The organism is Streptomyces sp. NPDC002730 (assembly GCF_042888805.1).
Taxonomy (GTDB): domain Bacteria; phylum Actinomycetota; class Actinomycetes; order Streptomycetales; family Streptomycetaceae; genus Streptomyces.
In genome coordinates, this window is sequence record NZ_JBIAQG010000015.1 from 139121 (window position 1) to 151285 (window position 12165).

The following is a 12165-nucleotide window of genomic DNA, read 5'->3' on the forward strand; positions in this document are numbered from 1 at the left end:
AGCCATGACTGCGCGCAGACTGATGATCGGCCTCGTTCCGCTGCTCCTGGTCGCCACGGCCTGTGGTGAGGACGGCTCGGACAAGACCACCAGCGACTCCGGCAAGAAGCTCGACAAGGTGACGCTGACGCTCAACTGGTATCCGTACGGCGAGCATGCGCCGTTCTACTTCGGCAAGCAGCAGAAGATATTCGAGAAGTACGGCATCGATCTCAACATCCGGGCGGGACAGGGCTCCCAGAAGACGGTCCAGGCGACAGGCGCCGGTCAGACCGACTTCGGCTGGGCCGACACGCCCGCCGTGCTCTCCGGCGTCGACTCCGGCGTCAAGGTGAAGAGCCTCGGCGTCTTTCTGCAGACCACACCCTCGTCCGTGCAGTTCTTCGAGTCGAAGGGCATCAAGACGCCCGCCGACCTGAAGGGCAGGACCATCGCAGGTACGGCGGGCGACGCACTCTCCAAGACCTTCCCGATCTTCCTGAAGAAGAACAGGCTCAAGGAGTCGGACGTCAAGGTCCAGAACACCGACCCGGCGGGCAAGATCGCCGCGGTGATCTCCGGCAAGACGGACGGGCTGCTCGGATACGCCAGCGACCAGGGCCCGACCATGCAGAACAAGGCCAAGAAGCAGGTGGCCTATCTGCGCTTCTCGGAGAACGGACTCAACTTCTACTCCAACGGTCTCATCACCGGTCAGAGGTTCCTTGCCGGCAAGAAGGATGTCGCGGCGCGCATGGTGAAGGCGGTCAGCGAGTCCTTCGCCGCCGCCGAGAAGGCGCCGGCCCCGGCCGTCGCCGCGATGCAGGGCGCGAGCCAGCAACTCCCGCCCAAGGAAGTCCTGTCCGAGCAGTTCAAGACGACCCTGACGCTGCTGCACACCCGGGCGACGCAGGGCAAGGCCCCCGGAATCAACACCGACGCCGACTGGCAGCAGACCATCGACGTGTTCGCCGAGGCGGGTCTCGTCAAGAGCCCCAAGTCCGTGGCTGAGTACTGGGACAGCTCCACCGCACTGAAGGGATGACGATGGCCAGAGACTCGACGGTGCGGGAGCCGGTGGTGATCACCAAGGAGAGCCAGGAGCCCACGGCGGCGGTCGGCCTTGAGGACGTCGCCGTACGGTTCCGTACCAAGAACCGGGACGTCACCGCGCTCAGCGAGGTCTCCCTCGATGTCGCGACGGGCGAGTTCGTCGCCATCGTCGGCCCGTCGGGCTGCGGCAAGTCGACGCTGCTCAAGCTGGTCGCCGGTTTGCTGAAGCCGTCGGCGGGCGACGTCCGGCTGAACGGCGAGCGGGTGCGGGGGCCGCGGCACGACATCGGTTACGTATTCCAGCGCGCGGCTCTGCTGGAGTGGCGATCCGCGCGGCGCAACATTCTTCTGCAGGCGGAGATGCGGAAGATGCCGGGCGACATGGCTCGCACGCGCGCGGACGAACTGATCGCGATGACCGGGCTCGGCGGCTTCGAGGACGCCTATCCGCATGAGCTCTCCGGCGGAATGCAGCAGCGGGTGGCGCTGTGCCGCGCGCTGCTGCACGAGCCGCCGGTGCTGCTGATGGACGAGCCGTTCGGCGCGCTCGACGCGCTCACCCGTGAGCAGATGAACGTGGAGCTCAACCGCATCTGGCGGGAGACCGGCACCACCGTGCTGCTGGTCACCCACTCCATCTCCGAGGCGTGCTATCTCGCCGACCGGGTGCTGGTGATGAGCCCGCGACCCGGCACCGTCACCGAGATCATCGACGTGGGACTGCCGGCCGAGCGCGACTACACCGAGACGATGGGGCGGCCGGAGTTCCGCGCGGCCACCAGCCATATCCGGGGTCTGCTCGGCGCGGCGTCCGCGCAGGACTAGGGCGTGTTTTTGAAGTCCCGCCTGCCCCGCGACCCCTGGCACGCACACTCGCGATGTTGTCGGAGTCGCCCAAGTACGTCCAGTACGAGGGCGATCCTCCGCCTTGCGATTGCACGCACCAGACGCCGCAGGGCCCGCCCTGCGGGCGGACGGAGCGGGGTCCGGGGCGGAGCCCCGAAATCCAGCCCCTCCGGCGATTGAGGCGCGGGGCCTGGGGCGGCGCGCCCCAGTTCGGGACGCCGTCAGTACCTGAGCTTCGCCAGATACATGTAGCTGTTCAGCGCGCTCGCGAACGGATCGGCCGGCGAGTCGTGTTCGACCAGCCACTGCTTCACACCACCGCTGCGAGCCGTGTCGAACATCGACGGGAAGTCGAGGATGCCGGAGCCGACATCGGCGAAATCGCCGTTCGGGGCCATGTCCTTGACATGCAGCGCGGGGAAGCGGCGCCGGTGTTGCACGAAGAGCGATCTCGGGTCGGCCCCGCCCTTCGACGCCCAGTAGAGATCGAGCTCGAAGGCCACCAGATCCGGGTCGGTCTCCTTGAGCAGGATCTCGTACAGGTTCTCGCCCTCGACCACCTGGTGGTCCAGGCCGTGATTGTGGAAGAGCAGCGGACCGAGGCCGGACTCGCGGGCGGCGAACCCGGCCTTGTTGAACTGCCGTGCCGCTTCCCGGAATCCGGCCGGGTTGTGCATGGACCCCGGCAGGCTCGGCACCACGATCCACCTCGCGCCGAGGGTGTGGATGTCCTCGAGCGCCTGCGGCAGACCGCTGCCGCTGACGATGTCGTAGCCGACGTGCTCGAGCACCGCCTTGAGACGGGTCTCATCGAGCATGCCCCGGATCGCCGCCGCGGTGTTGCCGTGCCGGCCGCTGACTCCGACGGTCGCGTACCCCATCGCGGCGAGCCGGGCCAGCGTGCCCTTGAAGTCCTTCGCCAGGGTCGAGCGCATTGTGTAGAGGTGCATACCGATGCCGGATGGCGGGATGCGCCGCCGGCAGCGGACGGTCTCGGCGGCGTACGCGGTCGATCCCGTCGCCGCCGCAGCGGCGACCCCCAGGGCCGTACCGAGGAACGCACGTCTTGTGCCGTTCCTGTCTGCCGTGTCTGCCATGGCTGCTCTCCTCTCAACTCACGTTGATCTGCACGTAGTTGGTGATGGTGTCGCCCTTGTCGTCGGTGACGGTCAGATGCGCGGTGTACGCACCGGGGCGGGCATAGCTGTGCGTCGCCGTCGCTCCCTCGGGGGCCGTCGCCTTGGTGTTGTCGCCGAAGTCCCAGTGGTACGAGGCGACGGTGCGGCCGGGCAGCGGCCTGACCCTGCTCGCGAGCTGCACGGCGAGCGGCGCGGTCCCGGTCGTCGGCGTCGCCGTCAGCGCGAGCCTGGTTCCCGGATGCTTCTCGACACCTCGGCCGTTGAAGTGCAGCCAGTCCAGGGCGAAGAGATCGGGCTTCTCCGCCGACCACTGCGGGTTGCTGAAGACCGCGTACAGCTTCACGGTGCCGCCCGGGTTGCTGAGCGTCGTCGTGGGCGAGACGACATTGCCCCAGCCCCCGGTGTTCGGGACGGTCACCTTGCCCAGCAGCGGACCTGTCGGCGATCCGGCGCGGAACTCGATGTCTCCGCCGAGTCCGCCGGAAGCCGCGCCGACCGTCACCGAGTCGATCCCCTTGAGGTTCACGGGGTCGAAACCGATCCAGTCGCTGTCCTCGATCTCGGTCAGCCGCCTGCCGCCCGAGGCGTCGGCGCGGCTCGCCACCACCGCCCCGGCGTGCGCGCCGCCGGTGGTGGTGAAGTGCTCGGCCTCACGGAACGTCGTACGCAGCGTCAGCGAGGTGGAGCCGGTGAGCGCGGGCACGCCCGAAGCCCCCTTGTCCTCGTACTGTGCGGTGATCCCGTAGTACAGATTCTGGCCGGGACCATGGCTCCCGCCCGCGTCCGTCGCGATCTCGCCCGCGCAGCCGCTGTAGTTGTCCAGCGGATGAAGATGACTGTCATGGCCGAGCTGCGACTGGACGACCACCCGCGAGCAGTCGATCCGCCCGTCCTCCTTGTCCTTGACCTTCACGGTGAAGGGGATGGTGTCGCCAAAGCTGAACATCCCGCCGTTCGGGGGTTGTTGGATGGTCACCACGGGCCGGGTGTTGCCGACAGTGATGTCCGTGACGGCGAGCGCCGTCAGATCTCCGGGACCGGTGACCGTGAGCCGGGCGGTGAAGCGTCCCTTGGTCCGGTAGACATGGGTGGGGTTCGCCTCCGTCGAGTCGGCGGTGCCGTTTCCGTCGAAGTCCCAGGCGTATGTCACCGGTTCACCGCCCGGCAGCCCGGAGCCCGCACTGGAGAACTTCACGGTCAGCGGCACCGAGCCGGTGTCGGGAGCGGCGCTGACCTTGGCATCGGGCAGCCGGCCGTCGCCGACATGGTCGATGCGGTAGATGCCCGAGCCCTCGTTGCTGCCGCCCCGGCCCGTACCGCTGCCGAGCCCGAAGTCGATGACGTACAGCGCTCCGTCGGGTCCGAAGTCGGCGTCGAAGGGCTGGTTCCACGCCATGTCGCCGAAGACGGAGTTGATCGACTGCAGGTCGCCCGCCTTCGCCGGCGCGAAACGCGGGTCGGTGAAGGTCTGGTCGTGCTGCTGGATGGAGAAGGCCTTGAACCACTTGCGGGTCAGCTCGTAGGTCAGCCACTTCCCCTCGAAGTACTCGGGGAACTTGGTGCGGTACGTGTTCTTCGGGTCGTAGTCGTAGACGGGACCGCTCATCGGCCCGCCGCCACCGGTGCCGAGCTCCGGGAACTGAGCCGATGCCGAGTACGCGTACCAGAGGGTGGCCGGCTGAGCGGGCGGCAGATCCGTCAGGCCCGTGTTGTTGGGCGAGTCGTTGACCAGCTTCGCGCAGTCGAACTTCGGGCCGGAGGTCTTGGTGGTGAAGTTGTAATCGTTGAACGGGGTGTTGTTGCCGATGCAGTACGGCCAGCCGAAGTTGCCCGCCTTGGTGATCCGGGTGTACTCGACCGTGCCCTCGGGCCCGCGGTCCGGCTCGGCCGCGCGGGCGTCGGGGCCGTAGTCCGCGACCAGCAGCGCTCCGCTCAGCGGATCGGTCGTGATCCGGAACGGATTGCGCATCCCCATGGCGTAGATCTCGGCACGCGTCTTCGCGGTGCCGGGCGCGAAGAGATTGCCCTCGGGAACGGCGTACGTACCGTCGTCGTTCGGCTTGATCCGCAGGATCTTTCCGCGCAGATCATTGGTGTTGCCCGCGGTGCCCTGGGCGTCCCAGGCGCGGCGTCCGGCACCCTCGTCGATCGGATTGAAGCCCTCGGATGCGAACGGGTCGGTGTTGTCGCCGGTCGCGACATACAGATTGCCACTCTTGTCGAACGCGATCGAGCCGGCCATGTGGGAGTTGGCTCGACCCTCACCACGCCAGGTGGGAATGGTGAGCAGCCGTTTCTCGGAAGCGGGGTCGATGGTGTTGCCGGTCACCGTGAACCGCGAGAGATTGAGCCGCTTCTCGGTCTTGTCGGAGTTCAGCAGATAGAGCCGGTTGTTCTTCCCGAAGTCCGGATCGAGCGCGAGACCGAGGAGTCCGTCCGACTGGCTCGTCATCTCCGGCGAGTACGCGAAGTCCAGTGCGGTGGTGACCTTCATCGTCTGCTGGTCGATCACCTTGACCTTGCCGGTGCGCTGGATGAAGAAGACGCGGCGATCGGGCGCGACAGCCAGCTCGAAGGGGTCGGCGAGATCGCTCGTGGCCAGCGGAGTGCGCTGGAAGGCGCCGGTCTTCGTGGCGGTGCAGTCACCGGGTTTGTCGCCCGCGGCCCACTGGATCCCACCGAGCAGATGCTTGAGGAAACCCGCTTCCTGGAAAGCGGACTTGGCGTGTCCGCCCGCGGTGAACCACGAGCGTCCGCCGTCGTAGTTCTGGCACCAGGACCACGGGTGGTCGACACCCTCGTCGAGTCCGGTGATGCCGTCGCGCACCTTGATCTGCGCGAGCGTGTGCACCTTCCCGGTCGGATTGGTGCGCCAGTTGTACCACTCCTCCGTACGCTCCCAGAGCTCGGGAAGTCCGTTGGTCGAGGGATGGGTCCGGTCGAGCACCTTGATCCGGCCGGTCTGTACGGCAGGGTGCTTGTCGAAGATCGCGCCTACCAGGCCCTCGTACCAGGGCCAGTCGCGCTCGCTGGCGGAGGCGGAGTGCAGACCGACCCAGCCACCGCCGCCGCGGATGTACTTCTGGAGCGCGGCCCGCTGTCCGGCGTCGAGGAGGTCGCCCGACTCCGGAGTGGAGTTGGTGTTGTTGAAGACGATCGCCTGGAAGCGGCCGAGATTGGCGTCGGTGAAGGCCGCGGCATCGTCGGTGGCCTCGACCTCGAAGCCGTTCTCGCTGCCCAGCTTCTTGACCGCGTCGATTCCTGCCTGGATCGAGTCGTGGGAGAAGTTCGTGACCTTGGAGAAGAGCAGTACGCGATAGGGCGCCGCCGCCTCGGCGCGAGGCGGCGAGGCCACCCCGAGTCCGAGGACGAGGGCCAGCAGTGCCGTGACGACGATGAGAGGGGAGAAGGTTCTCCGGCCGCGTGCTCTGTGACTACTCATTGCGCTCCCGGTGCTGGTGGACGGACCGTGACGTAGAAAGCGCTTTCTGAATACGTCGCACAGCGTAGGTTCCCGCTATACAGGGGGTCAATGGGTCGGAAGAGCCCTGTGCGGCAACGGCGGGGCCAGTGTCAGTGCCGCGTCGTACCGTCTTCGCATGGCCACTGCTGACGATGTACGCAGGCTCGCGCTCTCCCTCCCCGGCGCGATGGAGAAGCTCGCCTGGGGCATGCCCACGTTCCGCTTGGAGCGCGGCGGCAAGATCTTCGCCTCGCTCGATGACGACGACAAGGCGATGGGTGTGAAGTGCCCCAAGGAGGACCGGGAAGGGCTGATCGCCTCCGAGCCCGAGAAGTTCTTCATACGCGCGGGGCACGACGACAACTACGCCTGGCTGCGGGTGCGGTTGGCGGCCGTGGAGGACGATGAGGAGTTGTACGCGATCCTGCTCGACTCCTGGCGTCAGGCCGCACCCCGCAGACTGGTCGACGCCCACCCCGAGCTGGGGCAGGCGCCGACGAGCTAACCGTTCCCGGATCCCTGCGTCGATCACCCGGTCCGGCTGCCCGGCGCTCCGCCCCGTCGAAGCCGTCCCTGCTGATCTCGGGCGGCACGAGAGCCTGCCGTGGATCTTGGTCCAGTGGTCGCGATATCGGCGGGGCGAACCGGTCGCGCAGGGTGTTCATGATCAAAATCCTTCGCCTTCCAGGCGAGGGCGTTTCTGGGCTCGACGCGGGCGACGACGGCTCGGGGCCGCCCCGGATGCGGCGCGGTGAAGGCGGCGTAGAGGCCTCGAGGTCCCGGCCGGCCCCTTCGGCCGCAGCCCGAGGTCCCCACGGCCGGCGGCAGCCCGTGTCCGAGCGGCCGCTTCCGATCTCGGCGGGCCGGAACCGGCAGCCGGTCGGGGGGATGGCCGGGCGGGGAGTCGTACGCGCCGAAGCCCGGCGGCTACTCCTGCGGGAAATGGTCGAGGTCAAGCGCGCTCAGGGGTGGAAACGGGTTCGTGACCACCGGTCGAAGTGCGGTATTGTTCTCATGCGCGTTCGGCCCGGGGAAACCCCAGGTCAGACGGGCACCGGGACGTGGCGCAGCTTGGTAGCGCACTTGACTGGGGGTCAAGGGGTCGCAGGTTCAAATCCTGTCGTCCCGACTCTGCTTATCGCAGGTCGGAGGCCGTTCTCTCATCTATGAGAGGGCGGCCTTTCGTGTGTTCGGGGGCGTGGTGGTCGCCATGTGGTCGCCCGGCCGGTCTGCGGATCGTCGGCGGTGGGGCAGAAGCCGTGCGGGGTGGGGGAGCCGAGCCGCCCGAGGGCTTCGCGGAGCTGCTGAATGTGGTCTCGCGATGGCCGCAGCCGCTCCCTCCAAGCCCGTCGGTCGTCTCGCTCCTCGGCCAGGGTGAGGGTGTGGTCGATGGTGTCGACGGCTTCGCGGGCGGCCCCGGTCGTTCGCATCGGCAACCGACTGGCGCGCTGGATCGAGTACCTGTGGTCGAAGTCGGGGCTCTGTCCGCAGTTCCTGAATCCCCAGGTCAAGGGTGGAATGCAGGATCGTCCCACCGGGGCATGCGGCCTTCATGGGGGTCTGCTCAATCGAGGGTGTGCCGTTTCCCGGGATGGATGTGCGGTTGGAGCAGGTCACCATGACCGCGGGACTGCTCCTGATCGAGGTGGCGGTGTGCGGTCCAACCACCACGCTGCCCTGGCTGCCGGGCTCGCGCTCGGCGGGCTTCACGGCTTTGCTGCGCGGCCAGTGAGCGCCCGAGGCGGTGCTGCGGCCTACGCCGCAGTGGAGTCAGCGGACGCGACGCCGGCGCACCCTCCGCCGCAGCACGAAGAACCCGGCGAGGAGCGCCACCGCCGGCAGCCACCGGATCGCCCCGGACGCGACATCCCCTGCCGACACTCCTCCGCCGTCCGAGACGTCGGCCTCCGTACCCGTGTCGGCCTCCGTACCCGTGTCGGCCTCCGTACCCGTGTCGGCCTGCGTACCCGCGTCTGCCGCCGGCGCGCCTCCGCCGAGCCACACCTGCCCCTGTCCGGTGTCCGTCACGGGCTGTGCCAGCGACCGGCTCACGTCTCGGGTCAGCGTGGGCCAGCGCTCCTTCATCCGGTCGGCCGACATCGAGGAGTAGCGGACGGAGGTGAAGTCGACGCCCCCGTAGATGTACGTCTTCGTGTATTCGGTGTTGCCCTCACGGGTGCGGTGCGTCACCTTGAACTCGCCCTTGGTGTAGGAGCGTACGTACTGGTCGAAGGTGTCGTGCGGCGTCCATTTCCTCTGCGTGGTGTACGCGCTGATGTCACCCTTGTCGATCATTTCTCCGTACGCCGTCTTCTTGCGCACGCTCAGTTTGCGGTACCACTCGGCCGCGACTCGGCTGAGATACACACGCCGCAGCTCGGCGTACTCGGGGGCGGTGTTCACCGCCTTGACCACCTTGGGCAGGATCAGTCGCCGAAACACCGCCTCGTTGTGCTCCTGCACCGAGGCCGACTGCTCCGGGCACGACACCGCCGCGTTGCCGCCGCGCGACTTCAGGTACTGCGTCTCCATCTGCACGTCCAACGGCGCGTCGAGGATGTGCAGTTCATCCCTCTCCTCGTGCACCGTCGCCGGCGCCGGCACGATCCACGTTCGGAACGACATGCAGTCGCCCGACAGTGACCCCCAGTACTCCGCGCCGAGTTTCGTGTCCGGGTGGATGACTGTGCCGGTCGTCTTCTTCAGCAGCAGATCCGCCTGCAGCAACACCCGTCCCGCGTCGGTCCGGCCGAGCCGGGAGTCGACGATGCGGTCGGGCTCATTGGGGTTGAGGTTGACCCAGAACGTCGACGGCTCCAACTCCAGCCAGGTGAAGAAGGCGTCGGATGACTCCTTGGCGCCGGCCAACCCAGCCGATCCGCTTCCCTTGCCCGAGGCTGTCAAGGGAGCCTTGAACGCATAGCGCAGACCGCCGCCGTCCGACCCGGGATCGGCGAGGTAGCGCAGCTCAAGGCGGGAGAAGTCGATGCCGCCGGGCGCCTGGGGCGGCATGGTCAGGCCCCGCACCAGACCGCCCCTGGCCTGCTCGTCGGCGTCACCGCAGTCGGCGGTCCGCCGCGTGGAGAAGGCCGCGAGCCGGACATGGGAGGCGGCGCCCGGGAGTCCGAGGCTTTGTGCCTGCGGCGTCGGGCAGTCCGTCCGAGCGGCGACGAACACGGACTTGGCCGCGGCGTCGGCCTTGCGCGCCTTGTCGATGTCCTTGCGCAGATTGCCGCTGGCCGTGGCAGCCCGGACACTCTCGATGTCCTTGTAGCGGGCCACGATCTTCTGCCTGCGGGCCTCCGCGGCCTTCCGGCGGCCTGCCACCTTCTCCATCTCCCTCTTGATCACCTTCCTCTCGTTCGCGCGCTGTCCCGCAGGCAGCTTGGCCGCCTTCTCCGCCCGCTCGACGAGCTGCTTCTGACTGTTCGTGAATTTTCCGAGTTCGATGTCGGCCTTCTTCAGCTCGGCATCCCGCCGGGCCCGCTCCTGGCGGCTCAGGCCGTATTCCTGCGTGTGGTAGACCGGGGTCCCGTCCTCGATGACCTCTTCGTCGCACTCCTCGCACGGACCCCGATCGGTGTACCAGGACAGTGGGTTCAGGGCCGCCTTGCCGGTCCTGTTCTGCTGCAGCACGTTCTTGATCAGCTTCTCGGAGTGCAGGCCCGTCTTCTTCCGCCCCTCCCGCACGCCGGGAAAGCTCATCGCCCGCACCATCAGCAGGTTCTTCACGCCCTGCGCGCGCAATTCCCGATAGTCCTCGGGCCGCAGATAGCGCTTCCAGTCCTCCAGGGGCACCAGCTTGAAGTCGTACGCCGGGGCCTCCTCCGGCCGCCCCGTGGTCAGCAGGTCCTCGAGTTCATCATCGGTGCGCCCGCGGGGATCGACCAGGGCGGCGGCCACGTTGGCAAACTCGCTGTAGCCGTTGGCGAATTGGCGCTTCTCGCGGATGTACGCGCCCCTGTACTCGGTGCCCAGCCGGTCGCGGAAGTCGAAGCCCTCCTGGCTGAACTGATCCTCGTTGTACGGGACAAGACCCCCAGTGCCGCCCTCGGCCGCTGACCGCGTTGCCGCCTGAGCGGTGGGTGTGACATCACTTCCGGGGCCGATCAGGGGAGTTGCCACGAGGGCTGCCAGGCAGAAGGCGGTCGCCCACCGCCGCCACCCCGACGCCCGCGTCCAGGACCGTAACCCAGTGATCCCGCGCATGATCGAGTGCACCCCCGTTGTGCGTCCGTCGGCCACCGGAGACCGTAGACCTGCGATCCGCCTTCGGTACAGGGCCCATTACGCCAAAGTGCGCTCTGCGGACAGTGCCCCTTCCCGATGCGGCGGGGCTCGGGCACCATGGCCGGACGTGCCGCGGCCGAACATCCGGACGACCGGTGCGCCCACAGTGCAAAAACCTTCCTTCCGCCCCGGAGGCGCCGCGTGGCGAGCAAAGATCACGCCAGGCTCGACGAGCTGCAACGCGATCCCTACCCGCTCTACGCGCAGGCGCGCCGGGCCGAGGGCCTGACCTTCGTTCCCGAACTGGATGCCTGGCTCGTCGCGCGGGACACGGACGTACGGGAAGTGCTGCGGCGGCCCGAGGAGTTCTCGTCGGTGCGCGCGCTGCTGCCCGACGTCATGCCCTCGCCTGCCGCGCTGGAGGTGCTGGCCAAGGGCTACGGAAAGCGCCCCACCGTCGTCTCCACCGACGGCCCCGCCCATCAGCGCCACCGGGCCCCGCTCAACAGCGGCCTGTCCGCCGGCCGGATCGCCGCGCTGGTGCCGTACGCCGCCGAGCGCGCCGAGGCGCTGGTCGACGGCTTCGCGCCGGACGGCGGAGTCGAGCTGATGGAGGCGTACGCGCGACAGCTGCCCGGTCAGGTGATCGGGCGGCTGCTCGGGCTCGACCCGGCGGATGTGCCGGCCGCGGTGCACGGCGGCTACCGCGCCGAAGAGCTGCTGTTCCGACCGCTGGACCCGGACGAGCAGGTCCGGGCCGCCGAGGACGTTGTCGCGCTGCAGAAGCTTCTCGACACGTATATACGGGACCGGCGGAAGAGCCCGCGCGACGACCTCTGCTCCGCGATGGTCGCCGCGCTCGCGCCCGGCAGCGGCGATCTCACCCTCGACCAGCGCCACGAGCTGGTGTCGAACCTCCAGAACTTCCTGATCGCCGGGCATCTCACGACCACCGCCCTCATCGGTACGACGCTGCTCCATCTGCTGAGCGACCGACGGCAGTGGGAACTGATCTGCGCCGACCCGGCGTTGATACCGGCAGCTGTGGAGGAGGCCGCGCGGTACGACACCGCGGTCCAGGGCTTCAGACGGACCACCACCCGGACCGTGACGATTGCGGGCACCGAACTCCCTGCCGGGGCAACGGTGTTCGTGGCCTACGGATCGGCCAACCGCGACGAGGACCGTTACGAGCGGCCCGAGGTCTTCGACATCACGCGGCCGGTCTCCCGGCAGCATGTGGCCTTCGGCCACGGGACCCACGGCTGCCCCGGCTCCCAGCTCGCCCGTGAGCAGCTCCGGCTGACCATCAGGCTGTTCGCCCGCAGGCTGCCCGGTCTGCGGATCGACGAGGACCGGCTGCCGATCGTGATGCGGCCCACCCTGATCCATCGCTCGCCCGAAGCGCTCCATCTGGCCTGGTGACCTGATCCGTTTCGGACAGAGTGTGCCGGC

8 protein-coding genes, 1 tRNA gene and 1 pseudogene are annotated in these 12165 nt (G+C 68.2%); 6 read left to right on the forward strand and 4 right to left on the reverse strand.

Annotation, left to right across the window (positions count from 1 at the left end; all coding sequences use genetic code 11):
* Positions 1-4 precede the first annotated feature (4 nt).
* Positions 5-1024 (forward strand): ABC transporter substrate-binding protein, encoded by a 1020-nt coding sequence (locus tag ACFYXH_RS33575; RefSeq protein WP_389571117.1) that lies wholly within the window; start codon positions 5-7, stop codon positions 1022-1024.
* A complete protein-coding gene (locus tag ACFYXH_RS33580) occupies positions 1021-1857 on the forward strand; it encodes an ABC transporter ATP-binding protein (RefSeq protein ID WP_389571120.1) in 837 nt (278 codons plus the stop codon). Before ACFYXH_RS33575 ends, ACFYXH_RS33580 begins: the two co-directional genes overlap by 4 nt.
* 242 nt (positions 1858-2099) lie before the next feature.
* Here the strand turns inward: ACFYXH_RS33580 and ACFYXH_RS33585 are convergent, their stop codons facing one another.
* Positions 2100-2975 carry a sugar phosphate isomerase/epimerase family protein gene (locus ACFYXH_RS33585; protein WP_389571123.1) on the reverse strand — a complete coding sequence of 292 codons (876 nt, stop codon included), beginning with the start codon at positions 2973-2975 and terminating at the stop codon, positions 2100-2102.
* Between the two features lie 13 nt (positions 2976-2988).
* The gene (locus ACFYXH_RS33590; protein ID WP_389571126.1) at positions 2989-6459 is read right to left on the reverse strand and encodes a ThuA domain-containing protein; all 3471 of its coding nucleotides are present in this window, start codon (positions 6457-6459) and stop codon (positions 2989-2991) included.
* Positions 6460-6616: 157 nt separating this feature from the next.
* Between ACFYXH_RS33590 and ACFYXH_RS33595 the strand changes: the two genes are divergently transcribed.
* Positions 6617-6985 (forward strand): MmcQ/YjbR family DNA-binding protein, encoded by a 369-nt coding sequence (locus tag ACFYXH_RS33595; RefSeq protein ID WP_389571128.1) that lies wholly within the window; start codon positions 6617-6619, stop codon positions 6983-6985.
* A gap of 188 nt (positions 6986-7173) precedes the next feature.
* Here ACFYXH_RS33595 and ACFYXH_RS33600 read toward each other — a convergent pair.
* Positions 7174-7404, reverse strand: a pseudogene (locus tag ACFYXH_RS33600) (hypothetical protein); the annotation flags it as partial.
* Between the two features lie 131 nt (positions 7405-7535).
* Here ACFYXH_RS33600 and ACFYXH_RS33605 point away from each other — a divergent pair.
* A tRNA-Pro gene (locus tag ACFYXH_RS33605) sits at positions 7536-7609 on the forward strand.
* Positions 7610-8032: 423 nt separating this feature from the next.
* Positions 8033-8212, forward strand: a complete 180-nt coding sequence (locus tag ACFYXH_RS33610) for a hypothetical protein (protein ID WP_389571131.1) — start codon at positions 8033-8035, stop codon at positions 8210-8212.
* A gap of 38 nt (positions 8213-8250) precedes the next feature.
* On the opposite strand, the gene ACFYXH_RS33615 is transcribed toward ACFYXH_RS33610, so the two are convergent.
* Positions 8251-10605, reverse strand: a complete 2355-nt coding sequence (locus ACFYXH_RS33615; protein ID WP_389571134.1) for a hypothetical protein — start codon at positions 10603-10605, stop codon at positions 8251-8253.
* A gap of 306 nt (positions 10606-10911) precedes the next feature.
* On the opposite strand from ACFYXH_RS33615, the gene ACFYXH_RS33620 reads away from it, so the two are divergent.
* A complete protein-coding gene (locus ACFYXH_RS33620) occupies positions 10912-12135 on the forward strand; it encodes a cytochrome P450 (RefSeq protein ID WP_389571137.1) in 1224 nt (407 codons plus the stop codon).
* Positions 12136-12165: the final 30 nt, after the last annotated feature.

Bases quoted from the DNA above. Each gene is read 5' to 3' on its own strand.
- ACFYXH_RS33575 (WP_389571117.1), top strand. From the start codon at position 5: ATGACTGCGCGCAGACTGATGATCGGCCTCGTTCCGCTGCTCCTGGTC.
- ACFYXH_RS33580 (WP_389571120.1), top strand. From the start codon at position 1,021: ATGACGATGGCCAGAGACTCGACGGTGCGGGAGCCGGTGGTGATCACC.
- ACFYXH_RS33585 (WP_389571123.1), bottom strand. From the start codon at position 2,975: ATGGCAGACACGGCAGACAGGAACGGCACAAGACGTGCGTTCCTCGGT.
- ACFYXH_RS33590 (WP_389571126.1), bottom strand. From the start codon at position 6,459: ATGAGTAGTCACAGAGCACGCGGCCGGAGAACCTTCTCCCCTCTCATC.
- ACFYXH_RS33595 (WP_389571128.1), top strand. From the start codon at position 6,617: ATGGCCACTGCTGACGATGTACGCAGGCTCGCGCTCTCCCTCCCCGGC.
- ACFYXH_RS33610 (WP_389571131.1), top strand. From the start codon at position 8,033: ATGGGGGTCTGCTCAATCGAGGGTGTGCCGTTTCCCGGGATGGATGTG.